We start from the raw sequence: 25,138 nt of genomic DNA, 5'->3' as shown, positions 1-25,138 counted from the left end.
TGTGTCGTTCGCGTTCGGGCACGGTGGGCGGCCTCGCGCCGACATCTGTGTTCCAAACAGTACATTTGCGCGGCAATTTAATGCAAATGAGAGGCATTTGCAATCGTAATTTTGAGAAAGGATGCGGGAAGGGAAACGGTGCACGGCGCGGACGCGGCCGATCTGGCGTGGGCGTTTCGTGAAATTCCGAAATGTGGGAAATGTGTCGTTTCGTGTTGACGATCGAATGGCGCCTTGACCTCCGTTTTGACGAGAAATTCAGGGTAAACGTGGAACCTGGCGAATTGAAAAATACGAAGCAGGTTGTTTGACAAATCCCGTAATTCGGGATTATAGTAAAAACACTTCAGTCAAACCCGTCGAGCAGCCGCATGAACATCCCACAGTTGGACAGCGATACCGAAGCAAGAAGCGGGGCGGGCGTCGTGCTCGCCACCGCGCGAGACGCCGGCGTCGACGTCTGTTTCGCCAATCCCGGCACGACGGAGATGCCGTTCGTCGGTGCGCTCGACGCCGTGGCCGGCGTGCGGTCGATCCTCGGGCTGTTCGAGGGCGTGTGCACGGGCGCAGCCGACGGCTACGGCCGCATGACCGGCAAGCCCGCGATGACGTTGCTGCACCTCGGGCCCGGCCACGCGAACGGCATTGCCAACCTGCACAATGCGCGCCGCGCCCGCACGCCGATCCTGAACATCGTCGGCGATCACACGCGCGAGCATCTGAAGCACGACGCACCGCTGACGTCGGACATCGAATCGCTCGCCCGTCCGGTGTCGGTGTGGTATCGCAGCGTGGCGCGCGACACGGATCTCGCGACCGATACGGCCGACGCGATTTCGGCCGCGATGGGCGCGCGGCGCGGCGTCGCGACCCTCGTGCTGCCCGTCGATCTCCAGTCGGCCCGGGTGCGCAGTGCGGCGTGGCCCGCCGTCGTGCGGCCGGCCGCGGTGACGTTCGATGCCGCTCGGGTCGAACAGGTGGCCGACCTGCTGCTCAGCGGTCATCGCGCCGTCCTGCTGATGGGCGCCCGCGCGCTGTCGGCGCGCGGGCAGCGGGCGGCGGCACGCATCGCGGCGGCCACCGGCGCGACCTGTTTCAGCGAAACCTTTCCTGCGCGGGCGGAGCGCGGCGGCGGCCTGCCGGACATCGACCGCCTGCCTTATTTCCCCGAGCCGGCGCTCGCGGCGCTGGCCGGCCGGCGCGTGGTGCTGGCCGGCGCGCTCGCGCCCGTCACCTACTTCGGCTACGACGGCATTCCGGGCGAACTCGCGCGGCCCGAAGACATCGTGACGCTGGCAACGCCGGGCGATGCGGCGGACGACGCGCTGGAGGCGCTGGCCGATCGCATCGGCGCGGCAACGAACGACGAGGGCGTGCGCGTCGAGCGCTGGCGCGTGGAGGACGGGCCGCTCACGCCGCAGGCCGTCGGCCGCGTGCTCGCGAATGCGCTGCCCGACGACGCGATCGTGTCGATCGAAGGCGGCACGTGCGGCTACCCGTTCGTGACCGCATCGGCGCGCGCGCGTCGTCACACCATTTTGACGAACACGGGCGGCGCGATCGGCCAGGGCCTGCCGGTGGCGCTCGGCGCCGCCGTCGCGTGCCCGGACCGCCGCGTGTTCGCGCTGCAGTCCGACGGCAGCGCGCAGTACACGATCCAGTCGCTGTGGACGATGGCGCGCGAGCGTTTGCCGATCGTGATGCTGATCGCATCGAACCGGCGCTACGGGATCCTGCAGACCGAACTCGCGCGCAGCGGCCTGCCGGCCGACACGCCGCACGCGAGCCGCCTGACGCAACTGGACGACCCGCCGATCGACTGGCTCGCGCTGTCGCGCGGCTACGGCGTGCCGGCCCAACGCGCGAGCGACGCGCATGCGCTGGTGCAAGCGCTCGACGACGCACTCGCGCATACCGACGGGCCGACGCTCATCGAAATGCAGTTGTCCTGATCGCGGACCGGCTCCTTTCTTCAATCCCGACTCTCACCTTTCATCGACATGGATCTGCAACTGCATGGAAAAGCCGCGTTCATCACCGGCGGCAGCATGGGCATCGGCAAGGCGGTCGCGCTCGAACTGGCGCGCGAAGGCGTCAACGTCGCGATCGCCGCGCGACGCATCGAACACCTCGAAGCGGCTGCCGCCGAGATTCGCACGGCGCTCGCGCCGCTCGGCGACGCGGCCGGCGCGATCCTCCCCGTCACGGTGGACACGACCGACATGGCGTCGATCGAAGCGGCGATGGCCGCGAGCGTCGAGCGTTTCGGCCGGCTCGACATCCTGCTGAACGGCGCCGCGCATCCGGGCGGGCTCGTGCGGACCGAACTCGAACACGCCGACCCGCAGGGACTGCTGCAGGACATCGACATCAAGGTGGTCGGCTACCTGCGCTGCGCGAAGGCCGCCGCGCCCCACATGCGGCGCAACGGCTTCGGCCGGATCGTCAACATCGGCGGCCTGACGGGCCGCGGCAGCAAGCAGCTGTCCGGCATGCGCAACGTGGCGATCGTGCACCTGACCAAGACGCTGTCCGACCAGCTCGGACCGTTCGGCATCACGGTCAACACGATTCATCCGGGCGTCGTCGAGACGCCGCATATCCACGAGCTCTACGAGAAGGAAGCGCAGAAGCAGGGGCTGACGGCCGCGGAGGTCGAGGCCAACTACGTGAAGGTCACGCCGATCCGCCGCGTGCTGCAGCCGGAAGAAATGGGGTGGATCGTCGCGTTTCTCGCGTCGCCGAAGTCCGGCTCGATCACCGGCGAATCGATCGGCTGCGACGGCGGGCTCACGCGCGGCATTTTTCTCTGACACAAGGAGCACTTCATGACCGCAACCGTACTGGTCGCCACCGCCGGGCAAGGCATCCTGCGCTCGAACGACGACGGCAAGACCTGGCATCGCCTCGGGCTCGCCGAACCGATCGAATTCGACGGCATCGTGCGCGCGCTCGCGGTGTGCCCCGCGACGCCGTCGCGCGTCTATGCCGGCGCCGATTCGGGGCTGTGCATCAGCGACGATGGCGGCGCGCACTGGTTTCGGCCCGACAACCTGCTGAACGGGCAGACGGTCTGGTCGATCGCGATCGATCCGGCCAACCCGGCGGTGCTCTATGCGGGCACCGGCGCGCCGTCGCGCGCCGCGCTTTACAAGTCGAACGACGCGGGCGCGACGTGGGCGCGAACGGCGCCCGAGCTCCCGGAGTTTTGCTCGGGCGTCAATCGGCCGCGGCTGCTGACGATCTGCGTGGACCCGGACGACAGCCGCAACGTCTGGTACGGCGTGGAGGAGGGCGGCGCGTGGCGCAGCCGCGATGCCGGCGCGAGCTGGACACGCGTGGACGGCCCCGGCACCGCGATCCGCAACAGCGACATTCACGCGATCGCCGTCCTGTCCGCCACGCAAGGCCGGCCGAAGACCACGGTGCTGCTGACGGTCAACGCGGTGTACGTGAGCGAGGACGACGGCCTGACGTGGGACGGCAAGCTGTCGCGCGACCGCTTCGACGGGCTGTACTACACGCGCACCGTCGTGCAACTGCCGGAGCCGGAAGGCGACCTGCTGATGGCGATCGGCGACGGCACGCCGGGCAGCCGCAGCCGCATCTACCGCTCGACCGATCGCGGTTACGCGTGGCGCGAGACGGATCTGCACACGCCGCCGAACTCCACGTTCTGGGCGTTCGGCGTGCATGCGGCCCAACCGGCGCTCGTGTATGCGGGCACCAAGTACGGGCACCTGTTCCGCTCGCGCGACGGCGGCCGGAGCTGGGCCAAGGAATGGCGCGATTTCAGCGAGATCACGGCGGTCGCGTGGACGCCGTTCGAGGCGCCGCTGGCCGCCCACGAGCAGTCGACCCACTGAGCGGAGCGAACGATGACACCGTCCGATATCCGCCAACGCGCCGAACGTGCGAACGCGAGCGGCCTGCCGTTGCCGACGCCGCGCGTGCAGCGCACCCACCTGTCGCTGTTCGTACGCGATCCCGTTCGCTCGAGCATCTGGTACGCCGAGGTGCTCGGCATGACGGAAACCGCGCGCGGCGAGCAGTGGGTGTTCATGTCGTTCGGCCAGAAGCACCACGATATCGCGCTGATTCGCGCGGCGTCCGATGCGGAACTCGGCACGATCGGCCTGCAGCACTACGGCCTCGAAATCGCCGGCGGGCTGACCGAATTGCGCCGCCTGTACGGGATGCTGATTTGCCGCGACGTGCCGATCGTCAAGATCACCGATCACAAGGTCGGGATCGGCGTGTATTTCACGGACCCTGACGGAAACCGGCTCGAATTCTTCTGCGAAATGGTCACGGACGACGAAGAGGGCAAGCGCGTGCTGCATCGATACAACGCGCCGAGCGATCCCTTCCAGCTCGAACCGCTGTTCGACTTCGACTGAGCCGCCACCTTTCCATCCGCATCATCGACGTTTTATATAGGAATGCAAATGAGCAAGACCGCCAATTTCGAAGGCTTTCACATCCGCAAGTGGTACACGCAGATCGAGGATTCGCTCGCGAACGAAACCGGCCAGCTTGCCGACGGCGAGCCGTTGCGCAAGATCGTGATCGCCGCGGCCGTTCACAATCCGTATGCAGGGCGATTCAGCGAAAACCTCGACGACCTCGTGCGTCCGTCGCCCGCGCTCGGCAAGGAGTTTGCGCGACGCATCGAGTCGCTTGCCGACGGCCGCGCGATCGAGAGCTACGGCAAGGCGTGCCTGGTCGGTTCGGCCGGCGAATACGAACACGGCAACGCGTTCCTCACGTCGATCTTCGCGGAGCCGATCCGCGCGGCGTTGGGCGGCGGGAAATCGTGGGTGCCGTCGAGCGGCAAGCGCGGACCGATCAACACGGTGATCGACGTGCCGCTCGCGCACAAGGATGCGCTCTACGTGCGCTCGCACTACGACACGGTGACGTGCCTGTTTCCCGATGCGCCGAACGACGACGAAGTGCTGGTGATCTTCGCGTTCGCGACGCGCGGGCGGCTGCATGCACGGCTCGGCGGCCTGAAGGCGAGCGAGATCGTCGGTCGCGACGGTCTGGTCTGAGCGCATGCCGGACGAGGAGCACATGATGAACACGGCGTCCGCCAAGGATGGTTGGATCGACAACGATGGATTGCGGCTGCACTACGTGAGCTGGGGCCGCGACGATGCGCCGACCGTGGTGATGCTGCACGGCTTGCGCAGTTACGCGCATACCTGGGCGCCCGTCGCCGCTGCGCTGGTCGACCGCTACCGGGTCGTCGCGCTCGATCAGCGCGGGCGCGGGCTGAGCGACTGGGATCCGCGGCGGGATTATTACGCGGCGGCCTACGTGCGCGATCTCGACGCATTGGTGCGTGAGCTCGGCCTGCGACGATTCGTGCTGGTCGGGCACTCGATGGGCGGCGCCAATGCGTTCGTCTACTCGGCATCGAATCCGGACCGGCTCGCCGGCCTCGTGATCGAGGACATGGGCCCGGGCGCGTCGGCCGGTTCGCAAGGTTCCGAGCGCATCAAGCGCGAGCTGAAGGAAACGCCGGACGCGTTCGCGTCGTGGGACGACGCGCGCGCGTTCTGGCGACGCCAGCGGCCGAACATCACGGAATCCGCGCTCGATTCGCGCCTCGCGCACTCGCTGAAAGAAGGCGAGGCCGGCCGGATCGTCTGGCGGCACGACGCGAAAGGGATCGCGGCCGCACGGCTGGCTGCGACGCCGGAGCAGCTCGTCCATCTGTGGCCGCTGATCCTCAACCTGCACGTGCCCACGCTGTTGTTGCGCGGCGGCGACTCGGATTTCCTGTCCGCGGACGTGGCGGCGGAAATGGCGGCAGCCAATGCGGAAATCGAACGAATCGACATTCCCGGCGCGACGCATTACGTCCACGACGATCAGCCCGATGCGTTCAATCGCGCGCTGCGCACCTGGCTCGATCGTCTCGATGACCCATGGCGCGTGGGAGGCGCGGGCGAATGAAAGCGAACAACCGGAACCGGACCTCGGTCGCCATCGTCGGCGCGGGGCCGAACGGCGCGGCCATGGCGAACCTGCTCGGCCTGTATGGCGTCGATACGATCGTCGTCGAACGGGCGCCGCAGATCGTCGAATTCCCGCGCGCGGTCGGCATCGACGACGAGGCGCTGCGGCTGTTTCAGACGGCCGGCCTGGCCGACGAGCTGAGCCGCGACATCATCCAGAACGTGCCGCTGCGCATGTTCAAGGCGAACGGCGAATGTTTCGCCGACATCCGTCCGTCGATACGCGAGTTCGGCTGGTGGCGCCGCAACATCTTCATGCAGCACCTGGCCGAACGCACGCTGCGCGATGCACTGGCACGCTATCCGCACGTGTCGCTGCGTACGGGCGAAGAGGTCGTCGGTCTGGAGCAGGACGACGAATGCGTGACGCTTCAGGTACGCGCCGCCGACGGGCAGCAATACGAACTCGACGCCGACTACGTGGTGGCGGCCGACGGCGGGCGCAGCCCCGTCCGCGAGATGCTCGGCATCAGGCTGGCCGGTACGACGCATCCGATGAAGTGGGTCGTGGTCGACGTGAAGAACGCGCGGCTCGACCAGCCGTGTACCGCGCTGAACTGCGATCCGCGCCGCCCGAACGTCTGCATTTATCTGCCGTTCAACTACCGACGCTGGGAATTTCTCGTGTTTCCGCACGAGGACGAGGAGGCGATCGCGCAACCGGAGTCGATCCGCGCGCTGATCGCGCCGTACGTCGACGACGTCGATCGCATCGAGATCGTGCGTGCGCGGACCTACACGCATCACTCTCGTGTGGCCGAACGTTTCGTCACCGGCCGGGTGGCGCTCATCGGCGATGCCGCGCACCTGAGCCCGCCGTGGATCGGCCAGGGGCTGAACGCGGGGCTGCGCGACGTGGGCAACCTGGCCTGGAAGCTGGCGGGGGTCGTGAACGGCACGTTGCACCGGAGCGTGATCTCGACGTACGAATCGGAGCGGCGTGGCCATGCCAAAGCGATGATCGATCTCGCGGACACGTTCGGCGCGATGCTGATGCCGACCAGCCGTCTGGTCGCGTTCCTGCGCGACCGGTTCCTCGGGCTCGCACGGTATGCGCCGGGTCTGAAGGACTACGTGCTGCAGATGCGCTTCAAGCCGATGCCCAGCTATACGCACGGGGTCGTGGTCACGGGCACGTCGGACGCCGTCGGGCGCATGATCGTCCAACCCGACGTCGAAACGGCCGACGGTGCACGCCGCAAGCTCGACGACGTGCTCGGCCCGTGGTTTTCGATCATCGGCTGGCGATGCGATCCACAGGCGTGCCTGAGCGACGACGATCGCGCCTTCTGGACCGCGTTGGGCGCGAAATTCGTGCAGATCGTACGGTCGCGCAGCGGAACGTGCCGTGAGCAGCGCATCGCGAGCGCGCACGACAGCGTGTGCGTCGAGGACGTCGACAACGCGATGGCCGAATGGTTCGACCGGCACGCGGCGCCGCTCGTCGTCGTCCGTCCGGACCGCTACGTGGCGGCGCAGACGGACGCCGTCGGCATGGCCGGCGTGACCGCGGCGTTCCAGGCGTTTGCCGCGCGTCAACGGGAGACCGCGGATGTTTGTTGAGCAACGCACCTACACGCTGGTGCCGGGCGGCGTCGCCGAGTATCTGCGGCTCTATGCGGAATGCGGCCGCGTGCCGCAGGAGCACGCGCTCGGCACGATGGTCGGCTGTTTCGCGACGGAAATCGGACCGCTGAACCAGCTCGTCTATCTGTGGGCCTTCGATTCGCTGGACGATCGGGCCCGGCGTCGTGCCGTGCTGATGGCCGATCCCGAGTTCAGGACGTTTCGCGGCAAGGTCCGGCATCTGCTCGTCCGGCAGGAAAACCAGATCCTCCGACAGGAGATCGGCGGCCTGCTGCGCGCACCGCCGCCGGCCGCGTGACGCGATCGTCGCCCTGGCCATCATGCATCGTGCAGTTCCTACCGAGGTATCCGTCTTGATCCCGTTTACGCCGCTGACTTCCCGCATGACGACCGATGCGCAACGCGATTACGTGTCGCTCCATCTGTATATCGACGGCCGGTTCCTTCACGCCGACGGCCGGCGCACGCAGCCCGTTCTCGATCCGGGAACCGGCAGCGTGCTCGGCGACTTGCCGCATGCGACGCCGGACGATATCGACGCCGCCGTGCGCGCCGCGCATCGCGCGTTCGCGACGTGGCGCCGCGAGTCGCCGCTCGCGCGCTCGGACATCCTGCGCCGCGCGGCTGCGCTGGTGCGCGAGCGGGCCGACGCGATCGGCCGTCACATCACGATGGACCAGGGCAAGCCGCTTCGCGAGGCGATCGCCGAGGTCGTGTCGTCCGCCGAGCAGCTCGAATGGCATGCGGAGGAAGGGCGTCGTACCTATGGCCGCGTCGTGCCGTCGCGCTCGCCGGACGTCGCGCAGACGGTGCTGCGCGAACCGATCGGCGTGTGCGCGGCGTTCTCGCCGTGGAATTTTCCGTTCAGCCAGGCGATGCACAAGATCGCGGCCGCGCTTGCGTCGGGCTGCACGCTGGTGCTGAAAGGGCCGGAGGAATCGCCGAGCGCGATCGTCGCGCTCGCGCGCATCTTTCACGATGCCGGCTTGCCCGCGGGCTGCCTGAACATCGTCTGGGGCGTGCCGGCCGACGTGTCCGCGCAGCTGATCGAGTCGCCGCTCGTGCGCAAGATCTCGTTCACGGGTTCGGTGCCGGTCGGCAAGCAACTGGCGGCGCTCGCCGCGTCGCACATGAAGCGCATGACCATGGAGCTGGGCGGGCATGCGCCGGTGCTGGTCTGCGCGGACGCGGAAATCGAGCGCGCCGCGACGATGCTGGCCGCGTACAAGTTTCGCAATGCCGGGCAGGTTTGCGTGTCGCCGACGCGTTTCTTCGTGCAGCGCCCGGTGTTCGACCGGTTCGTCGGCGCGTATCTCGAGGCGGTCGGCAAGATTCGCGTCGGCTATGGGCTGGAAGAGGCGACCACGATGGGGCCGCTTGCGCATGCGCGACGCGTATCCGAGATCGACGCGTTCGTTGCCGACGCGAAGGCAAAAGGGGCGGAGATCGCGTGCGGCGGGACGCGCGTGGGCGGGTCAGGGCACTACTTCGCGCCGACGGTCGTACTGGGCCCGACGTGCGATACGCGGCTGATGAACGAGGAGCCGTTCGGCCCGATCGTCGGGATCGTGCCGTTCGACGCGCTCGACGATGCGCTCGACGAGGCGAACCGCTTGCCGTTCGGCCTTGCGTCGTACGCATTCACGACGTCGGCGCGCAATGCGCACCGGATCGGCCGCGCGCTCGAAGCCGGCATGGTCAACATCAATCACTTCGGGATGGGGCCAGCGGAGATTCCGTTCGGCGGCGTGAAGGACAGCGGTTTCGGCAGCGAGGGCGGCACGGAGACGTTCGACGGCTATCTCGTCACCAAGTTCATCACGCAGATGAACTGATCGTGTGCACGGGGGCGGCCGGGCACGGCATCGTTCGCGATGCCGTGCGCATGCTCAGGTGGCGTCGCCGATCCGGGCGGTGGCGTCGATGAGGAGCTTGCCGAGCACGTGCTCGTCGAACAGCACGAAGTGTTCGGCGCGAAAGACCAGCGACAGGCTGCTGTTGACTTCGCCGCTGCTGGCGGTGCGAATCGGCGCGGCGATACCGACGAACCCGGCGTCGAGTTCGCCGCGCGAGATCCAGTATCCCGCGTCGACGATCTGCTGGCAGGCGCGCCAGAACTGCGTCCAGTCGGCCGCGAACTCGCCCAGCTCGGCGTTGTGCCGTTCGTGCAGGCGCTTCAGCCGCGCACGCGACATCGCGGCGACGATCACCTTCGACGAAGCGCCCTGGAACAGCGGCATGATGCGGCCGCGGCCGAAGCCCAGTTGCAGGTTCTCGGCGCCGGTTTCGTGCATCACGTTGATGATCTGCTCGTCGAACAGCGTCGACACGAGCGCATCGCCGCCGGTGACCTGGACCAGCTTCTGGATGACGGGCTTCGCGGCGGTGAGCGTCGGGTCCGACTGCCGCATGTTGTAGTCGAGGTGGATGATGCGCGGGCCCAGCGTATAGCGGCCGTTGGTGCCGACGAGCAGGCCGACGGATGCCAGTTCCTTCACGTAGCGATAGCACGTGGTGCGCGAAAAGCCCATGTGCTCGGCGATTTCCTCGGCGGTCATCGACGTCGCGGAAGAAGAGAAGACGTCGAGGATGGACAGCATTTTGGTGAGGCTCGACATGACGTAATCCGGGATCAGACGGCTTGCGGCTATGGAACGTGAACGACGAATGCGGTTTCGGGTTGCCGCGCTGCGGCACGGCATGCAGCGCCGCGGGCCGCGGGCGACAGGCCGTAGTCTAACTTAAGTCGTGCGGGCGGCTACCGGAGCCGCATCCGTGCATGCGCGGCAAGCGCGCGGGTCGCGTCGACGTGGTTCGTTTCGACATCCATTGATATGGATTCCTATTTTAAACGATGAAATCACACTGGATCGACGTTGCTGCCGCGCCGGTCGGTTCACGCGCGCATCGGCCGGTGAAATTCGATGAGGAGAAGCAGATGAAAGGGTGGTTCCGGATGGTGGCATGGTGCGGCTGCGGTGCCGTCGCACCGGCGTTCGCGCAATCGAGCGTGACGTTCTACGGCTCGCTGGACACGGGCGTGACCTATACGAGCGACGTGGCGTCCGCGCCACGTGGCGGGCGTCAGCTCGCGTTGCAGGCCGGCGTGTCGCGCAACGACGTGTGGGGCCTCACAGGCAGGGAGGATCTCGGCGGCGCCAATTTCGCGGTGTTCCGGCTCGAAAGCCAGTTCCAGACCTCCGACGGCGCGCTGACCGTGCCCGGCTCCGCGTTCGGTTCGCAAGCCTACGTCGGGCTCGGCGGCGACTGGGGAACCGTGACGCTCGGGCGCCAGTTCGATTTCGTCGGCGATCTCATGCCGGCCTTCGCGACTGGCGCGAACACGCCGGCCGGCCTGCTCGCGTGGGGGTTGCCGGCGAACGCGTCGGCGGGCGGCGCGCTCGACAACCGCGTGTGGGGCGTCCAGGTGAACAATGCGGTTAAGTACGTGAGCCCGACATTCGGCGGTGTGGCGTTCGGCGGCCTGTGGGGGTTCGGCAACGTGCCCGGCACGGTCGCGCGCAGCAGCGTGCAAAGCGCGATGCTGTCCTACACGCGAGGCGCGTTCAGCGCCGCGCTCGCTTATTTCGGCCAGCACGACGTGACGGCCGGCGGCAATCTGCGCAATGTCTCGGGTGGTGCCGGCTACAACGTCGGGCCGTTTCGCGTCTTCGGCATGGTGTCGGACGTGCGGATCAGCGCCGCCGCGCCGCTGCGGGCCACGACCTACGACGCCGGGCTGACCTATTCGGTCACGCCGTCGTTGCAACTGGGTGGCGGCTTCCAGTACCAGCGGCGCGGCGGCGACATCGGCTCGGCCAACCAGATCACGTTGAGCGCCGACTATTCGCTGTCGAAACGGTCCGGCCTTTACGTGGTATTCGCACGCGGGCACGACAGTGCGTATGGCGCGCAGGTCGAGGCGGCGCTCGGCGGGGCGGCGACCGGCTCGACGCAGACCGCGGTTCGGCTCGGCCTGCGGCATCAGTTCTGACGACGCGCGAAAAACACGGGCTGCCGGGTACGCCGCGCGCGAGCCCGTGTTTTTCCGCCACGTTCAGAACCGATGCATCATCCCGACGCGCAACGCCAGCTGGTTGCGGCCCGACGATTGTCCGGCCGTGCCGAGCACGTGCGCGTAGTCGAAGTCGGTGCCGGTATCGCCGGTTGCATGCTGGTACGCGCCCTGGATGTACGTCGAGGTCCGCTTGCTCAGATCGTAGTCGAGCATCATCGATGCCTGGTGCCAATTCGGCGACGCATCGCCCGCCGCCGTCGCGACATGCGCATGCGTGTACGTATAGGCGGCGCCGAGCCAGAGGTCCGGCCGGAAGAAATACTGGCCGCTGACCTCGAAGTTGTCGAATTTCCACGCGTTCTGCGAGCCTGCCGCCGGCTGGTTCGCGAAGTACAGATTCGACTCGGGGTTGGTCACGTCGACGTGCGAATACGCGGCGGACAACGTCAGCTTGTCGCTGAACTTGTACGATGCGCCCGCGTCGATGTTCTGCTGCGAGCGGCCGCTGAAGACCGTATCGTCGCTCGACAATGCACCGCCCGCGGTTGCGCCGCCGTTGTTGGCCTTCAGGTATGCGACGGCGGCGGAGAACGCGCCCGCCTGGTACTGCACGGCGGCGCTGTAGACGCGGTTCCGCGCGAAGCCGCCCGCCTGGTTGGCGAGCCCGTAGAGCACTTCGCCCTTGAAGCCGGCGTAGGAGGGTGACACGTACTTGACGCTGTTCTGGATGCGGTAGTCCCAATCGGCGTTGTCGTTGTCGTACGGGTGCGCGCCGAAGTCGCCGAGCCAGTTGCCGGTGGCCGTGAACGGGCTCCACATGTCGAGCGTGGGGTCGTACTGGCGGCCGAACGTGAGCGTGCCGAACCGGTCGGAATCGAGCCCGACGTAGGCTTGCCTGCCGAACATCCGCGACGTCACGCCGAGCGCGCCGGTACTCGCATTGAAGCCGTTCTCGAGCTGGAACAGCGCTCTCAGCCCGCCGCCGAGATCCTCGGTGCCTTTCAGTCCCCAGTTGCTGCCGACGGTATCGCCGCTGACCATCTGGTAAGCCTTGCTGCCGCCCGCGTTGCTCGTGAAATTGACGCCTTCGTCGATCAGGCCGTACAGCGTCACGGTGCTTTGCGCATGGGCCGTCAGGCCGAATCCCATGGCGCTCGCGGCCGATACGGCCGCCATCATCTTCTTCATCGTCGATCTCCAGGTGTGGACGGCCCACGCGGCGCGGCGCGGTTTCCGACGGCGTGCGTCAGCACCGGACGCGTGCAGCGTGTCCGCTTGTAGTTAGTAAAACGAAATATGAAATTTGAAGAAAAGAGGCCCGCCGCGATCGCGGCGGACCGAATACGGAACCTCGCCGGGCGCGCGGTTCCGCGTGGCGGCGGCGTTACAGCATCCGCCGCAGCACGTCGTTTTCCGGGTTGCGGTCGAAGAACCGGTGTTTCAGCGCGCCAAGCACATGCAGCACGATGAGCGCGAGCAACGTATAGGCGAGCGTTTTGTGCAACCACTGAAACGCCTCGAACCAATGGTCGTTCTTCGGCAACAGCTCGGGTACGCGGAAAAAGAAGAACGGCACGCCGTCGCTCTGCGTATACGTGCTGGACATCGAATAGCCCATCAGCGGCACCACGATCGCCAGCGTGTACAGCAGGTAGTGGCCGATCCTGGCGAGCGTGCGGTCGAGCGTCGGCAGCGTGGAAGGCAGCGGCGGCAACGGTTTCATCGAGCGAATCGCCAGTTGCGTGACGACCACCAGCAGCGTGAGCACGCCGAACTCCTTGTGCGTCGGGTAATACCAGTCGAACTTGGCCGGCAGGTTGTCGTCGAGCCGGACCATCGTCCATCCGGTCCAGAGCTGCGCGCCGATCAGGATCGCCCTGACCCAGTGCAGGAGCCGAAGCGCGAGCGGGTATTTCTCCACCGTGAATGCAATGGCCTGGTTTTCCATTTGACTTGTCTTCCTTTGAAACGACACTGCGACAGGCGGGACGCCGACCGTCTATTTCGACGTACCGCACCGATCTTCGTCGAACCGAGGCCGGATGGCGACGCGCACGAGCCTTCGGCGAAAAGTCCGTGCGCCGGGCGGGTTCGCGCGCTCAGGCGATCGCCAGCGAATCCGCGCAGCATTCCTGCAGCGCTTCGCGCAGGGTCACCGCGATGAAGTCGGCTTCGTCCTGCCGCAGTGTCAACGGCGGCGACATCACGACCTTGTTCGCGATCGCACGCACCAGCACGCCGCGCCGGCGTGCGGCATCGGCCACGCGGGCGGCGAACCCCTTGCCTGGATCGAGCGGCGTGCGGCTGGCCTTGTCGGTCACCAGATCGAGCGCCAGCATCAGCCCCTTGCCGCGGACGTCGCCGACGGTCTCGAAGTCGGCCTTCAGCGGCAGCAAGTGCTCGAGCAGGCGCTGGCCGACCCGCGCGGCATTGCCCGGCAGATCCTCGGCCTCGACGATGTCGAGCACCGCGAGCGACGCGGCGCACGCGAGCGGATGCCCGCTGTACGTGTAGCCGTGCATGACCACGTGCGAGAAGCCCGCGCCATGTTCGATCGCGTCGGCGATGCGTCCGCTGTACAACGTTGCGCCGAGCGGCACGTAGCCGGCGGAAATGCCCTTGGCGACGCACAGGATGTCGGCGGCGACGCCCCAGCCGCGGCTGCCGAGCAGGCTGCCGGTGCGGCCGAAGCCGGTGACCACCTCGTCGGCGATCAGCAGGATGCCGTTGCGGTCGCATACGGCCCGCACGCGCGGCCAGTAATCGGCTGGCGGGACGATCAGGCCGCCCGCGCCCTGCACCGGCTCGGCGACGAACGCGGCAATGGTCTGCGGGCCGTGGAACGCGATCGTTTCCTCGAGTTGCCGGATGCAGTGCTCGACGAGCTGATGCGGATCGTCGCAATTCCACGGATTGCGATAAAGCCACGGCGTGTCGAGCAGCACGCAGCCGGGCAGCAGCGGACCGTGATTGTAATGGTAGACGCCGTTGCCGCCGATCGACGTGCCGCCCATGTGCACGCCGTGATAGCCGTTGCGCAGCGACAGGAATTTCGTGCGCGACGGCTCGCCCGCGGCGACCCAGTACTGGCGCGCCATCTTGAGCGCGGTCTCGATCGCGTCGGAGCCGCCGCTGCCGAACATCACCCGCTGCATGTCTTCCTGCGCGAACATCGCGCACAGGCGGTCGGCCAGGTCGTAGACGCGCGGATGGGCGACGCCGTCGAAAGTCTGGTAGTACGACAGCTCGTCCATCTGGCGCGCGATCGCGCTTTTCACCTCCGGCCGGTTATGGCCGACGTTGACGTTCCACAGTCCGCCGACGCCGTCGAGCATGCGGTGGCCGTCGACGTCGTACACGTAGTTGCCGTCGCCGCGCGCGATGATCACGGTGGGGGTGGTATGTCCGGCGGCCGCCGAACTCATCGGGTGCCAGAACCGCTTTTGACGCTTTTGATAGTCCATGGTGTCTCTCGTCTCTCTTACTAAGTGCTTGAACAGATGGCGGCGCGGTGTGCGCCGCGGGATCAGAGGGCTGCGGTGACGATCTTTTCCTCGAGGTACGAATCGAGCGCGGCCTTCGACAGGTCGCGCCCGATCCCGCTTTGCTTGGTGCCGCCCCACGGCAGGCGTGCGTCGATCGGGCTCCATGCATTGATCGCGACCGCGCCGACGTCGAGCCGCTCGGCGACGCGGTGCGCGGTGCCGACGTCCTGCGTCCACACCGAAGCGGACAGGCCGAACGGCGTGTCGTTGGCGATGCGAACGGCGTCGTCCTCGGTCTCGAACGGCATCACCATGCCGACCGGGCCGAACACCTCGTCGCGGGCGATCCGCATGCCGGGATGGACGCCGCCCAGAATCGTCGGGCGCATGAAGCAGCCGCGCGGCGGCACCTGTTCGTCGCCGGCAAGCATGACGGCCCCTTCGGCGAGCGCGCCGTCGACGAGCGCACGCACGCGCGCGAGGTGACGCGGGTTGATCAGCGCGCCCATCTGCACGCCGGGCTCCGATGGCGGACCGACGCGCATCGCGCGAGCGGCGTCGGCGAGCCGTTCTTCAAGTGCCCGGGCGATCGAGCGATGTGCGAGCACGCGCGAGCCGGCCGCGCACGTCTGCCCCTGGTTCGCGAACATGCCGGCCACCAGCGACGGAATCGCACGGTCTAGATCGGCATCCGCGAACACGATCTGCGCGGCCTTGCCGCCGAGTTCGAGCGTGACGCGCTTGAAGGTCTTCGCTGCCACGCCCGCGATCGCGCGGCCGACTTCGGTGCTGCCGGTGAAACTGATCTTGTTCACGAGCGGGTGCGCGACCAGCGCGGCGCCGACTTCCGCGCCCACGCCGTGGACGATGTTGACGACTCCGGCGGGAAGGCCGGCTTCGCAGACGAGCTCGCCGAGCCGGGCGACGGCCAGCGGCGCGTCTTCCGACGGCTTGATGACCACCGGGCAGCCGGCCGCGAGCGCCGGCGCGAGCTTCCACACCGCGATCATCAACGGCGCGTTCCACGGGATGATCTGACCGGCGACGCCCACCGGCGCACGCCGCGTGTAGCTGAGCGTCGGGCGGCCCATGAAGCCGTCGGTCGGAATCGTGCGGCCCTCGAGCTTGTCGGCCCAGCCGGCGAAGTAGCGCAGCGTGTCGATGCACATCGGCAGGTCCATCATCCGCATCTCGGCAAGCGGGCGCCCCTGTTCGACGGCCAGGCATTCCGCCAGCGCGTCACGGTCGCGCTCGACCAGGTCCGCCAGCCGAAGCAGCCAGCGCGCGCGGGCCGAGCCGCCCGCGCGTGCCCACGCGTCGTCGTTCAGCGCGGCGTGCGCGGCACGCACCGCGCGATCGACGTCTTCGGCGGTCGACGCGGGCACGGCGGCAACGTAATCGCCGGTCGCCGGCGCCAGCTTTTCGAAGGTACGGCCGGCCGCTGCGTCGCAATGCCTGCCGTCGATCAGATTCTGAATTTTCATCGTGGTGTCCGTGTTTCCCAGGGGCGAATCGTCGGGCCGAACGGGTGAGGGCGATGGCAACTGCCCGTGGTCCGGCTTCGACGTCGCATTCACTGTATGTCGATGAAAACGCGCGCCTTGTCCGCTATCGGCAATCGTTGAGGCGCGATCGGGATAGGGAATACCCGTGCCGGCGCGACGCATGGCGCGTCGCGTCGGCAGCGGGAAATGCGCGGGGAGTGAACAACGAGACGACGGCGCGGCGCGGCACCGTCCGGGCAGCGACTACTGCGCGGCGCGCCCGAGTTCGCGATACAGGTCGGGGTCGCTGCGCTTCAAGCGCAGCGCGGCGCGGATGCCGAGCGCGCCGACAGCGACGAGGAAATACGGAAACATCGCGACGAAGGTCGAATCCGATCCGCTCAGCACGGACAGGTTGCGCACGACCAGCACGAGGCACGCGCCGAGCGCGATCACGCTGACGAGCGGCGCGATCAGCCGGTGCACGACGCCGGCGTCCCGATGATCGCGCGCGAAGAACACGATCACCGACGCCGCCACCAGGATCTGCACCGCGATGATGCCGATCGTGGCCAGCGCGCTCATCCACGAGAACACGACCGCGAACGGATCCAGGCGGAACGCGGCCGATCCGGCGATAGCCGCGAGCGCGATCAGCGTCTGTACCTTGCCGGCGACGTCCGGGCAACGATGCACGGGGCACGTATGGCCGAGCTTGCGCCACAGCACGCGTTCGCGGCCCATCGCGTAGAAATAGCGCGTGATCGTGTTGTGGAACGACAGGATGGCCGCGAACAGGCTCGTGACGAGCAGCACGTTCATCGCGTCCGTCGCGATGCCGCCGAGCAGCCGGCCGCTGACGGCAAACCAGAGATTGGCCGGATCGCGCGCGGCCTGCGCGGCGATCGCGTGCTCGCCCCAGGCCTCGACGATCGCCCACGACGACAGCGCGTAGAACGCCATGATGAGGATCACGGCCAGGTAGGTGGCGCGCGGAATCGTGCGCTTCGGGTCGCGCGCCTCCTCGGAGAAGATCGCCGTCGCCTCGAAGCCCATGTACGAGCCGAGCACGAATACGAGCGCGGTGCCGAGCCCGGGCGCGAACACCGTCGCGGGGCTGAACGGTTTCGCGCTGAAGCCGCCGGCGCTCGCGCCGTGCACGACGATCGCGAGATCGAGCAGCATCACGATCGCGATTTCGCCGATCATCAGCATGCCGAGCAGCCGGCCGCTGAACTCGATGCGTCGCGCGCCGCAGAAGTGGACCGCGACGACGCACGCGAGCGCGAACGCCCACCACGGCACGTCGACGCCGTAGTGCCGCTGGATGCTGTCGTTCAGGAAGAAGCCGAACATGCAGTAGATCGCGATCTGCACCGCGTTGTACGCGACGATCGCGACGAACGCGCCGCCCACGCCGGCGGGGCGTCCTAGCCCGTTCGCGATGTACGCGTAGAACGCGCCCGCATTGGAGATGTGTCGGCTCATCGCGGCGTAGCCGATGCTGAAGATCAGGTACATGACGCCGGCGAGCACGAATACGCCGGGCACGCCGGGGCCGTTGCCGAGCGAGAACGCGGCGGGCGTCGCGCCGACCATCGCGGTGAGCGGCGCGGCTGCGGCGACGACGAAGAAGACGATATGGGAGAGTCCGACGGCGTTCTTGCTGAGCCCCGCTTCGGACCGGGGTGACGATTCGTTCATCAGAATTTGCTCCGGGAAACTCCGCCATTGATGGCGGGAAGGAAAGGCGTGCGGTTGACAGGCAGCGTCTTCCACGGGTCGGGATCACCGGCATGATCCTTGTCTGCCGCTACCGGGTGAAGTCGCTCAACGGACTGCTCAACAAGCAGAGCCGTGCGGTGAACTACGTCCGGAACTGCTGCAATGACACGCAGAAGCACGCGCGCAAGTGGAGCAAGAAGTAGCCGCCGGGATTCGATCTGAACACGGGTGTGCGCCTGGACGGCCGCTCGATGCGGTGCAGCGCGCATGCGCGCAGGGCCGACGACAAAAATTTACGGTGCCGAAAAAACGGGCGTTGTCCGTAATCGGCAATCCGCATGCGCGGGAGCGGCAGGGGATTACCCGGATGCGACGCCGCCATGCGGTTGTCGCGCACTCAGCTCAGGCGCGGCGTGTGCGACGGCAGCTCGTGGAAATGCTGCTGGTAGTACGCGGAGAAGCGCCCGAAGTGGCAAAAGCCGAATTGCGCCGCCGCGTCGCCGATCCGCATCGTGTCGGGCGTCGTCATCAGGAAGCGGCGCACGGCGTTCAGCCGGATCGAGCGGAGGTAGGCGGTCGGCGTGGTGCCGACCACGTTCTGGAAGCTGTATTGCAGCGTGCGGCGGCTGATCCGCAGGTGGTGACAGAGATCGATCACCGTCGGCACGTCGTCGGATTCCAGTGCGATTTCCTGGCTGCGGCGCACGATGTAGCTTTGCGTCGATGCCGACGGCAGTGCACCCGCATCCGGGTCGTCGGACTGCACGAGATCGAGCAGGATGCCGACGACACTGTGCGCGAGCACGCGTTCGTCGAACGCATCGCGCGCGGTGAGCGAACCGCTGTCGAGCGCCTGGCCCAGCACGCGTTCGAGGCCGTCCAGTGCGCTGCGGTAGCGCGCGGGCGAGATCGGCAGCACCGGCTGCTTCAGGATGCGGGCGGGCAGGTTCGCGAGTTCGTCCAGCTCGCGATCGGCGGTGAGCGTGCGGTCGATCGTGAACGCGAGCACCTCGGTGTCGCACGGCAGGTGGGCGACGAACTCCTCGCCGCCGCGCAGCGTCAGCAGGCTCGGGCGCTCGACGGTGCGCCCCTGGACCACCGGCGCGACCGCACTGGCGATCGGCAGCGCGAAGCAGAGCCGGTCGCGCGGCGCGAGGCCGTGCTGCATCACGCGCTGGTTGATGCGTTCGCGAAAGACGTGAAAGCGCTGGGCGGCGACCTGGCGCAGCGTGGTCGTCGCGGTGCCCGGACTGATCTGGTCGTAGTGCTGCGACCAGTTCACGATCGCCTGGGAATGGAGGAACACATCCGAGAAGCACAGTGTTTCAGCGCGCAGGTTCATGGCGTGGCGAATGCATTCCGTTTCAAATTCGATGCCGGCCGAAGCCGGCTCATGCTGCGGGCGCGGGCAACGCGACCGCGCCATGCGCGCGCCGCCCGGACGGCTTTCCGAAGGCGCGTGCGACACGGTCAGTCCTGCCGACGATCATATCCAGAAAAAAACACTGCGTGACGCGATCGAAAAGCCCGCGGGTGCTTGTCGAGCGAGCACCGCGCGGAAGGCGACGGAGCGTAACCGAACCGAAAGAAATTCGGGGGCAGCTATGTCGACAAACGACTGTTGTTGGCAATCGTATTTTTACGAATCTCATTATAAGGGATTAAGTTTATTTTTGAGGTGGGGTTTACACATGGCGTCGCGCGTGACCTGGTAACGCGGGCTGCATGGTCAAGGCGATCGAGCAAGATCGAGGTTTGATTACAAAACTGACGAATGAAGGCCGGCAGCATGGCGCAGGCGACACACAAAGGCTTCTCTCATGTTAACTACCAATAAATCCCGAAATACGGGATTTGTATAATTACCCCGTAACGCCTCGCTTGTTCGTGACGCATGTCCACATACCGGGAGCGGTCCATGTCCGAGTCACCCCCTGCCTTGTTGTATCGTCGGATCGCGCTGCGCGTGATTCCGTTTCTGTTCGTCTGCTACGTGATCAACTTCATCGATCGCGTCAACATCGGCTTCGCCAAGCTGCAGTTCCTGCAGGACCTCGGCTTGAGCGAAGCCGTGTTCGGCTCCGCGACGGCCATCTTCTTCATCAGTTACGCCGCATTCGAGGTGCCGAGCAATCTAGTGCTGGCGCGCATCGGCGCGAGCCGCACGCTCATGCGGATCATGGTGCTGTGGGGCCTGTGCACGGTGGCGCAGATGTTCGTGACCGGCAGCGTGTCGCTGTACGTGGTGCGCTTTCTGCTCGGCGCCGCCGAGGCCGGCTTCTTTCCGGGCCTGATCCTGTACCTGTCTTACTGGTTTCCGGATGCGGTGCGCGCCCGTGTCAACAGCGTGCTGTTGCTCGCCGTTCCGGTCGCGGGGATGATCGGCGGGCCGCTGTCCGGCTGGATCATGGCGCACCTGCAGGACACGATGGGGTTGCGCGGATGGCAGTGGCTGTTCCTGATCGAGGGGTTGCCGGCGATCGCGCTCGGGCTGGTTGCGCCGCTGATGCTGAGCGACCGGCCGGAACGGGCGGCATGGCTGTCGCCTGCGGACCGGCAGGCGCTCTTGCGCGATCTGGACGCGGAGCGGGCGTCGGCCGTGGTCGGCCATGACCGGGCGGGCGTGCTCGACATCGTTCGCAACGCGCGTGTGCTGGGGCTTGCGGCGATCTATTTCTGCGTCTACGTCGGGATGGGAACGGTGACGTTCTGGTCGCCGACGGTGCTGAAGGCGGCCGGGGTGGCGAGCGTCAGCGGAATCGGTTGGTTGTCCGGACTGATTTCCGTCTTCACGATGATCGGCAACGTGGCGATCGCATGGAGTTCCGACCGATCCGGCGAGCGCCGCTGGCATACGGTGGCCTGCATGCTCGTCACCGCGTGCAGTCTGCTGCTCCTGCGCTTCTCGGTCGGCCATGTAGGGATCACCGTGGCCTTGCTTGCGATTGCGCAGCTGTGCGCGTTCACCGTGCCGATCGTGTTCTGGACGATTCCGGCTGCCCAGCTGACCGGCCGGGCGGCGGCCGCGGGTATCGCGGTGATCAGCATGCTGGGTTCGCTCGGCAGCGCGTTCAGTTCGTGGCTGGTCGGCGTCCTGTTCGCACGTACCGGCGCGCCGTATGCCGGGTTCGCGGTGGTCGCGGGGCTGCTGGTAGTCGGCTCGGTGCTGGTGACCAGCCTGGTGCCGCGCATGCTGCCGTCGCGCTGCACGGCGAGCGAGCGGGCGGCGTTGCAGGGCGTCGAATAGCGCGTGGGCGGGGCTGCGCGCTCGCCGGCGCGTGCCCGCGCCCGCGCACGCTCAATCCGGATCGGCTTTCAGCCCACCCTCGATCCACCGCGCTTCGGACGCGCGAAGGTGCGCGCGAATGGCCGTCTGGGCCGCGATCGGATCGCCGGCCTGCAACGCGAGGAGCACGTCCTCGTGCTCGCGCACGGCGGCGGTCCACGTCTGCGGATTCTCCGCATGGCCGCGCATCGCGGTCGCGATCGGGTCGTGGCGGCTGTCGAACAGCTCGCCGACGAAGCGGGTCAGCACCGAATTGCCGGCGGCTTCCGCGATCAGCATGTGGAACTGCCGGTCGGCTTCGACCGGCGATTTGCCGGCCTCCGCGAGCCGCTTCATGCGCTGCACCGTGCGGCGCAGGCGCTCGAGCATCGCGGCCGTCATCCGTGCGGCGGCCAGCGCGGCGACGCTGCCTTCGACGGCCGCGCGAGCCTGCATCAATTCCGACGGACTGTCGCCGAGCGTGGCCATCGGGCCGACAGCGTCGGCCGCCGTGTCGCGGACATACACGCCGGAGCCCATCCGGATCTCGATCTGGCCGCCGATTTCCAGCGCGATCAACGCCTCGCGAAGCGATGGGCGCGATACGCCGAGCGTCAGCGCCAGCTCGCGCTCCGGCGGTAGCCGCTCGCCGATCGCGAATTCGCCCTGACGAATCAGCGCGACGATCTGGGCCGCGACCGATTGGTAAAGCCGCTTGGGTTCTGTCGATTTCATCCGATTGATAGGGATCAATGCGCTTTCGGCGCAAGCGCGTGTCGCGGAGTCTATCACGCCTCCGGCTTTGCCCCGTGTGGCGGCGGGTTCCTCCGGATGTCGGGGTTTTCACTATTGGTAAGATCGGATGAGGATTGATAAATTGGCTTGACCAAAATGGGCTTGATTGCTGTAATTCATCCAAATTGGACTGACCGGATAGTGCCGCGGTCGCTCCATCCCAAGGAGACGCAATGGCAATGCCTCGCAATCTGCCCGGTCAGGCCGCGCACGACGTAGCGGACCGGGAGATCCTGCGCCTGGACGGAATTCGCAAGCGCTTCCCGGGCGTCCTCGCGCTCGACGGGATTCGCCTCGACCTGCGCCGCGGCGAGGTGCATGCGGTGTGCGGCGAGAACGGCGCGGGCAAGTCGACGCTGATGAAGATCATCAGCGGCCAGTATCTGCCCGACGACGGCGTCGTTCACTATCGCGGCGCACCGGTGCGGTTTCGTTCGGCATCCGAAGCGCAGGCGGCGGGCATCGCGATCATTCACCAGGAACTCAATCTCGTCCCGCACCTGAGCGTGGCGGAGAACCTGTTCCTCGCACGCGAGCCGCGGCGCGGGCCGTTCGTCGATGCGAAGCGCATGAATGCGGATGCGGCGCGCTGCATCGCGCGCATCGGTCTGAACGTGGCCCCGACGACGAAGGTCGGCGTGCTGTCCATCGCGCAGCAGCAAATGGTCGAGATCGCGAAGGCGCTGTCGCTCGACGCGCGCGTGCTGATCATGGACGAGCCCACGTCGTCGCTGACGGAAGCGGAAACGGCGCAGCTCTTTCGCATCATCGCGGAACTGCGCGCCGACGGCGTGGCGATTCTGTATATCTCGCACCGGCTCGACGAAATGGCGCAGATCGTCGATCGCGTGACCGTGCTGCGCGACGGGCGCCACATCTCGACGGACGATTTCGCCGACGTGAGCATCGACGACATCGTCGCGCGCATGGTCGGACGGACGCTCGACGACGCCTATCCGTCACGGCAGTCGGTGCCGACCGACGACGTGCTGCTCGACGTGCGGGACCTGCGCCGCGATGGCGTGTTCGGGCCGGTGTCGTTCGCGCTGCGCCGCGGCGAGATCCTCGGTTTCGCGGGATTGATGGGCGCCGGGCGCACCGAGATCGCCCGCGCGATCTTCGGCGCGGATCGTCCCGACGGCGGCACGATCGCGCTGCACGGCCGGCCCGTGACGATCCGCTCGCCGCGCGAGGCGATCCGGCACGGCATCGCGTATCTGTCGGAGGACCGCAAGGAGGAGGGGCTCGCGCTGTCGATGCCCGTCGCGGCGAACCTCACGCTCGCGAACGTGCGCGGCATTACATCGCGCTTCGGGTTCCTGCGTTTCGACGACGAGCTCGACGTCGCGCGCCGCTACGTGCAGGACCTCGCGATTCGCACGCCGTCCGTGCACCAGCGCGTGCGCAACCTGTCCGGCGGCAATCAGCAGAAGGTCGTCATCGGTAAATGGCTGTACCGCGGCTCGAAGATCCTGTTCTTCGACGAGCCGACGCGCGGCATCGACGTCGGCGCGAAGTTCGCGATCTACGGGCTGATGGACCGGCTCGCCGCCGACGGCGTCGGCGTGGTGCTGATCAGTTCGGAATTGCCCGAACTGCTCGGCATGACCGACCGGATCGCCGTGTTTCACGAAGGTCGATTGACCGCGGTTCTCGACACTCAACACACCAGTCAGGAGGAGATCATGCACTACGCGTCGGGGCGTTCCCATGCTTGAAATGACATCCGATCGAAGCCAGGCCGACGAGCGGGCGGCGCGACAGCGGCGACGCGACCTGATCCAGAAGTTCGCGGCGCTGGGCAGCCTCGTCGTGCTCGTGTCCGCGTTCTCGATATCGAGCGCGGCGTTCTTCTCGGTTGACAACCTGATGACGGTCGGCCTGCAGGTCACATCGATCGCCTATCTGGGCGTGGCCGCCACCTGCGTGATCATCACGGGCGGCATCGACCTGTCGGTCGGCTCGGTGCTCGCGCTGGCCGGCGTGTGCGCGGCGCTGCTGGTCAAGGCCGGCGTGCCGGTGCCCGCGGCGATGGCGGCCGGCATCCTGGTCGGCGCGCTGTGCGGGCTCGTCAACGGCGTCTGCGTGACGCAGATGGGCCTGCCGCCGTTCATCGCGACGCTCGGCATGATGCTCGTCGCGCGCGGCATCGCGCTGCAGATCACCGGCGCCCGGCCGGTATCGGATCTCGGCGACGCGTTCGGCGCGCTCGGCAACGGCGCGCTGCTGAGGATCTCGCGCATCGGCGCGGACGGGTTCCCCGATACGACCTTTCCCGGCATCCCGTATCCGGTCGTGATCATGGTCGTGCTGTTCGTCGTGGTGTCCGTGCTGCTGTCGAGAACGTCGCTCGGCCGTCATATCTACGCTGTCGGGTCGAACGCGGAAGCGGCTCGGCTGTCGGGCGTGAACGTGCAGGGCGTGAAGCTGTTCACCTACGTGCTGTCCGGCGCGCTCGCGGGCGTGACCGGCTGCGTGCTGATGTCGCGGCTCGTCACCGGGCAGCCGAACGAAGGCGTGATGTACGAGCTCGACGCGATCGCCAGCTCGGTCATCGGCGGCACGTCGCTGATGGGCGGCGTCGGCACGATCTCCGGCACGGCGATCGGCGCGTTCGTGATCGGCGTGCTGCGCAACGGCCTGAACATGAACGGCGTATCGAGCTTCATCCAGCAGATCATCATCGGCGTCGTGATCCTCGGCACGGTGTGGATCGACCAGTTGCGCAATCGCCGGCCCTGACCGGCAGCAGT

Annotated in this window: 21 protein-coding genes and 1 pseudogene; 14 read left to right on the top strand and 8 right to left on the bottom strand. The window is 67.2% G+C overall.

From position 1 onward, the window contains the following. The first annotated feature begins 371 nt into the window (after positions 1-371). The 9 genes from CFB49_RS33295 (at position 372) to CFB49_RS33255 (ending at position 9,448) form a co-directional block, all read left to right on the top strand. Entirely contained in the window at positions 372-1,952 is a 1,581-nt protein-coding gene (locus CFB49_RS33295; RefSeq protein ID WP_089493503.1) for an acetolactate synthase large subunit, read from the top strand. A 48-nt stretch (positions 1,953-2,000) separates the two neighbouring features. After that, on the top strand, positions 2,001-2,813 hold the full coding sequence (locus CFB49_RS33290; RefSeq protein ID WP_069620045.1) for an SDR family NAD(P)-dependent oxidoreductase: 813 nt from the start codon (positions 2,001-2,003) through the stop codon (positions 2,811-2,813). A 15-nt stretch (positions 2,814-2,828) separates the two neighbouring features. Further along, positions 2,829-3,866 carry a WD40/YVTN/BNR-like repeat-containing protein gene (locus tag CFB49_RS33285; RefSeq protein ID WP_089493502.1) on the top strand — a complete coding sequence of 346 codons (1,038 nt, stop codon included), beginning with the start codon at positions 2,829-2,831 and terminating at the stop codon, positions 3,864-3,866. A gap of 12 nt (positions 3,867-3,878) precedes the next feature. Further along, on the top strand, positions 3,879-4,400 hold the full coding sequence (locus tag CFB49_RS33280) for a VOC family protein (protein WP_089493501.1): 522 nt from the start codon (positions 3,879-3,881) through the stop codon (positions 4,398-4,400). A gap of 48 nt (positions 4,401-4,448) precedes the next feature. After that, positions 4,449-5,054 carry an amino acid synthesis family protein gene (locus CFB49_RS33275; RefSeq protein WP_027809147.1) on the top strand — a complete coding sequence of 202 codons (606 nt, stop codon included), beginning with the start codon at positions 4,449-4,451 and terminating at the stop codon, positions 5,052-5,054. A 25-nt stretch (positions 5,055-5,079) separates the two neighbouring features. Continuing rightward, complete coding sequence (locus CFB49_RS33270; protein WP_179234995.1) at positions 5,080-5,964, top strand: alpha/beta fold hydrolase; 885 nt, start codon at positions 5,080-5,082, stop codon at positions 5,962-5,964. Beyond that, a complete protein-coding gene (locus CFB49_RS33265) occupies positions 5,961-7,589 on the top strand; it encodes a bifunctional 3-(3-hydroxy-phenyl)propionate/3-hydroxycinnamic acid hydroxylase (protein ID WP_089493499.1) in 1,629 nt (542 codons plus the stop codon). The genes CFB49_RS33270 and CFB49_RS33265 overlap by 4 nt, the downstream gene beginning before the upstream one ends. After that, the gene (locus tag CFB49_RS33260; protein WP_069620050.1) at positions 7,579-7,911 is read left to right on the top strand and encodes an NIPSNAP family protein; all 333 of its coding nucleotides are present in this window, start codon (positions 7,579-7,581) and stop codon (positions 7,909-7,911) included. The genes CFB49_RS33265 and CFB49_RS33260 overlap by 11 nt, the downstream gene beginning before the upstream one ends. Positions 7,912-7,996: 85 nt before the next feature. After that, positions 7,997-9,448 (top strand): NAD-dependent succinate-semialdehyde dehydrogenase, encoded by a 1,452-nt coding sequence (locus tag CFB49_RS33255; protein ID WP_179235006.1) that lies wholly within the window; start codon positions 7,997-7,999, stop codon positions 9,446-9,448. Positions 9,449-9,502: 54 nt separating this feature from the next. Here the strand turns inward: CFB49_RS33255 and CFB49_RS33250 are convergent, their stop codons facing one another. Continuing rightward, on the bottom strand, positions 9,503-10,231 hold the full coding sequence (locus CFB49_RS33250) for an IclR family transcriptional regulator (protein WP_089493497.1): 729 nt from the start codon (positions 10,229-10,231) through the stop codon (positions 9,503-9,505). A 320-nt stretch (positions 10,232-10,551) separates the two neighbouring features. Between CFB49_RS33250 and CFB49_RS33245 the strand changes: the two genes are divergently transcribed. Further along, complete coding sequence (locus CFB49_RS33245; RefSeq protein WP_089493741.1) at positions 10,552-11,607, top strand: porin; 1,056 nt, start codon at positions 10,552-10,554, stop codon at positions 11,605-11,607. A 63-nt stretch (positions 11,608-11,670) separates the two neighbouring features. Here the strand turns inward: CFB49_RS33245 and CFB49_RS33240 are convergent, their stop codons facing one another. The 5 genes from CFB49_RS33240 to CFB49_RS33220 form a co-directional block, all read right to left on the bottom strand. After that, the gene (locus tag CFB49_RS33240) at positions 11,671-12,819 is read right to left on the bottom strand and encodes a porin (protein WP_089493496.1); all 1,149 of its coding nucleotides are present in this window, start codon (positions 12,817-12,819) and stop codon (positions 11,671-11,673) included. Between the two features lie 196 nt (positions 12,820-13,015). After that, entirely contained in the window at positions 13,016-13,579 is a 564-nt protein-coding gene (locus CFB49_RS33235) for a cytochrome b (RefSeq protein ID WP_089493495.1), read from the bottom strand. Between the two features lie 151 nt (positions 13,580-13,730). Next, positions 13,731-15,095 carry an aspartate aminotransferase family protein gene (locus tag CFB49_RS33230; RefSeq protein WP_089493494.1) on the bottom strand — a complete coding sequence of 455 codons (1,365 nt, stop codon included), beginning with the start codon at positions 15,093-15,095 and terminating at the stop codon, positions 13,731-13,733. Between the two features lie 62 nt (positions 15,096-15,157). Continuing rightward, positions 15,158-16,600 (bottom strand): aldehyde dehydrogenase family protein, encoded by a 1,443-nt coding sequence (locus CFB49_RS33225; protein WP_089493493.1) that lies wholly within the window; start codon positions 16,598-16,600, stop codon positions 15,158-15,160. 264 nt (positions 16,601-16,864) lie between these two features. Continuing rightward, a complete protein-coding gene (locus tag CFB49_RS33220; RefSeq protein ID WP_089437888.1) occupies positions 16,865-18,304 on the bottom strand; it encodes an APC family permease in 1,440 nt (479 codons plus the stop codon). 92 nt (positions 18,305-18,396) lie between these two features. Between CFB49_RS33220 and CFB49_RS37205 the strand changes: the two are divergent. Further along, positions 18,397-18,597 (top strand): annotated as a pseudogene (locus CFB49_RS37205) (RNA-guided endonuclease InsQ/TnpB family protein); the annotation flags it as partial. A gap of 125 nt (positions 18,598-18,722) precedes the next feature. Here CFB49_RS37205 and CFB49_RS33215 read toward each other — a convergent pair. After that, complete coding sequence (locus CFB49_RS33215) at positions 18,723-19,667, bottom strand: helix-turn-helix domain-containing protein (protein WP_043887960.1); 945 nt, start codon at positions 19,665-19,667, stop codon at positions 18,723-18,725. A 576-nt stretch (positions 19,668-20,243) separates the two neighbouring features. Between CFB49_RS33215 and CFB49_RS33210 the strand changes: the two genes are divergently transcribed. Beyond that, positions 20,244-21,572, top strand: coding sequence for an MFS transporter (locus tag CFB49_RS33210; protein WP_089493492.1), 1,329 nt, complete (start codon positions 20,244-20,246; stop codon positions 21,570-21,572). A gap of 51 nt (positions 21,573-21,623) precedes the next feature. Here CFB49_RS33210 and CFB49_RS33205 read toward each other — a convergent pair whose 3' ends face one another. After that, positions 21,624-22,325 (bottom strand): FadR/GntR family transcriptional regulator, encoded by a 702-nt coding sequence (locus CFB49_RS33205; protein ID WP_034209092.1) that lies wholly within the window; start codon positions 22,323-22,325, stop codon positions 21,624-21,626. 233 nt (positions 22,326-22,558) lie between these two features. On the opposite strand from CFB49_RS33205, the gene CFB49_RS33200 reads away from it, so the two are divergent. Both CFB49_RS33200 and CFB49_RS33195 read left to right on the top strand, forming a co-directional pair. Beyond that, complete coding sequence (locus CFB49_RS33200) at positions 22,559-24,103, top strand: sugar ABC transporter ATP-binding protein (protein ID WP_089493491.1); 1,545 nt, start codon at positions 22,559-22,561, stop codon at positions 24,101-24,103. Continuing rightward, positions 24,096-25,127: an ABC transporter permease gene (locus CFB49_RS33195; protein WP_069620060.1), complete on the top strand. Its 1,032-nt coding sequence runs from the start codon at positions 24,096-24,098 to the stop codon at positions 25,125-25,127. The genes CFB49_RS33200 and CFB49_RS33195 overlap by 8 nt, the downstream gene beginning before the upstream one ends. The last annotated feature ends 11 nt before the right edge of the window (positions 25,128-25,138 follow it).

Source organism: Burkholderia sp. AU17457, from assembly GCF_002223255.1.
Taxonomy (GTDB): domain Bacteria; phylum Pseudomonadota; class Gammaproteobacteria; order Burkholderiales; family Burkholderiaceae; genus Burkholderia; species Burkholderia sola.
The sequence above is the reverse complement of the archived record's forward strand: the minus strand, read 5'-3'. Positions and strand labels throughout refer to the sequence as shown.

What these genes read in the sequence shown, in the direction of transcription:
- CFB49_RS33295 (WP_089493503.1), top strand. Translation starts at nt 372, where the DNA reads ATGAACATCCCACAGTTGGACAGCGATACCGAAGCAAGAAGCGGGGCG.
- CFB49_RS33290 (WP_069620045.1), top strand. Translation starts at nt 2,001, where the DNA reads ATGGATCTGCAACTGCATGGAAAAGCCGCGTTCATCACCGGCGGCAGC.
- CFB49_RS33285 (WP_089493502.1), top strand. Translation starts at nt 2,829, where the DNA reads ATGACCGCAACCGTACTGGTCGCCACCGCCGGGCAAGGCATCCTGCGC.
- CFB49_RS33280 (WP_089493501.1), top strand. Translation starts at nt 3,879, where the DNA reads ATGACACCGTCCGATATCCGCCAACGCGCCGAACGTGCGAACGCGAGC.
- CFB49_RS33275 (WP_027809147.1), top strand. Translation starts at nt 4,449, where the DNA reads ATGAGCAAGACCGCCAATTTCGAAGGCTTTCACATCCGCAAGTGGTAC.
- CFB49_RS33270 (WP_179234995.1), top strand. Translation starts at nt 5,080, where the DNA reads ATGAACACGGCGTCCGCCAAGGATGGTTGGATCGACAACGATGGATTG.
- CFB49_RS33265 (WP_089493499.1), top strand. Translation starts at nt 5,961, where the DNA reads ATGAAAGCGAACAACCGGAACCGGACCTCGGTCGCCATCGTCGGCGCG.
- CFB49_RS33260 (WP_069620050.1), top strand. Translation starts at nt 7,579, where the DNA reads ATGTTTGTTGAGCAACGCACCTACACGCTGGTGCCGGGCGGCGTCGCC.
- CFB49_RS33255 (WP_179235006.1), top strand. Translation starts at nt 7,997, where the DNA reads ATGACGACCGATGCGCAACGCGATTACGTGTCGCTCCATCTGTATATC.
- CFB49_RS33250 (WP_089493497.1), bottom strand. Translation starts at nt 10,231, where the DNA reads ATGTCGAGCCTCACCAAAATGCTGTCCATCCTCGACGTCTTCTCTTCT.
- CFB49_RS33245 (WP_089493741.1), top strand. Translation starts at nt 10,552, where the DNA reads ATGAAAGGGTGGTTCCGGATGGTGGCATGGTGCGGCTGCGGTGCCGTC.
- CFB49_RS33240 (WP_089493496.1), bottom strand. Translation starts at nt 12,819, where the DNA reads ATGAAGAAGATGATGGCGGCCGTATCGGCCGCGAGCGCCATGGGATTC.
- CFB49_RS33235 (WP_089493495.1), bottom strand. Translation starts at nt 13,579, where the DNA reads ATGGAAAACCAGGCCATTGCATTCACGGTGGAGAAATACCCGCTCGCG.
- CFB49_RS33230 (WP_089493494.1), bottom strand. Translation starts at nt 15,095, where the DNA reads ATGGACTATCAAAAGCGTCAAAAGCGGTTCTGGCACCCGATGAGTTCG.
- CFB49_RS33225 (WP_089493493.1), bottom strand. Translation starts at nt 16,600, where the DNA reads ATGAAAATTCAGAATCTGATCGACGGCAGGCATTGCGACGCAGCGGCC.
- CFB49_RS33220 (WP_089437888.1), bottom strand. Translation starts at nt 18,304, where the DNA reads ATGAACGAATCGTCACCCCGGTCCGAAGCGGGGCTCAGCAAGAACGCC.
- CFB49_RS33215 (WP_043887960.1), bottom strand. Translation starts at nt 19,667, where the DNA reads ATGAACCTGCGCGCTGAAACACTGTGCTTCTCGGATGTGTTCCTCCAT.
- CFB49_RS33210 (WP_089493492.1), top strand. Translation starts at nt 20,244, where the DNA reads ATGTCCGAGTCACCCCCTGCCTTGTTGTATCGTCGGATCGCGCTGCGC.
- CFB49_RS33205 (WP_034209092.1), bottom strand. Translation starts at nt 22,325, where the DNA reads ATGAAATCGACAGAACCCAAGCGGCTTTACCAATCGGTCGCGGCCCAG.
- CFB49_RS33200 (WP_089493491.1), top strand. Translation starts at nt 22,559, where the DNA reads ATGGCAATGCCTCGCAATCTGCCCGGTCAGGCCGCGCACGACGTAGCG.
- CFB49_RS33195 (WP_069620060.1), top strand. Translation starts at nt 24,096, where the DNA reads ATGCTTGAAATGACATCCGATCGAAGCCAGGCCGACGAGCGGGCGGCG.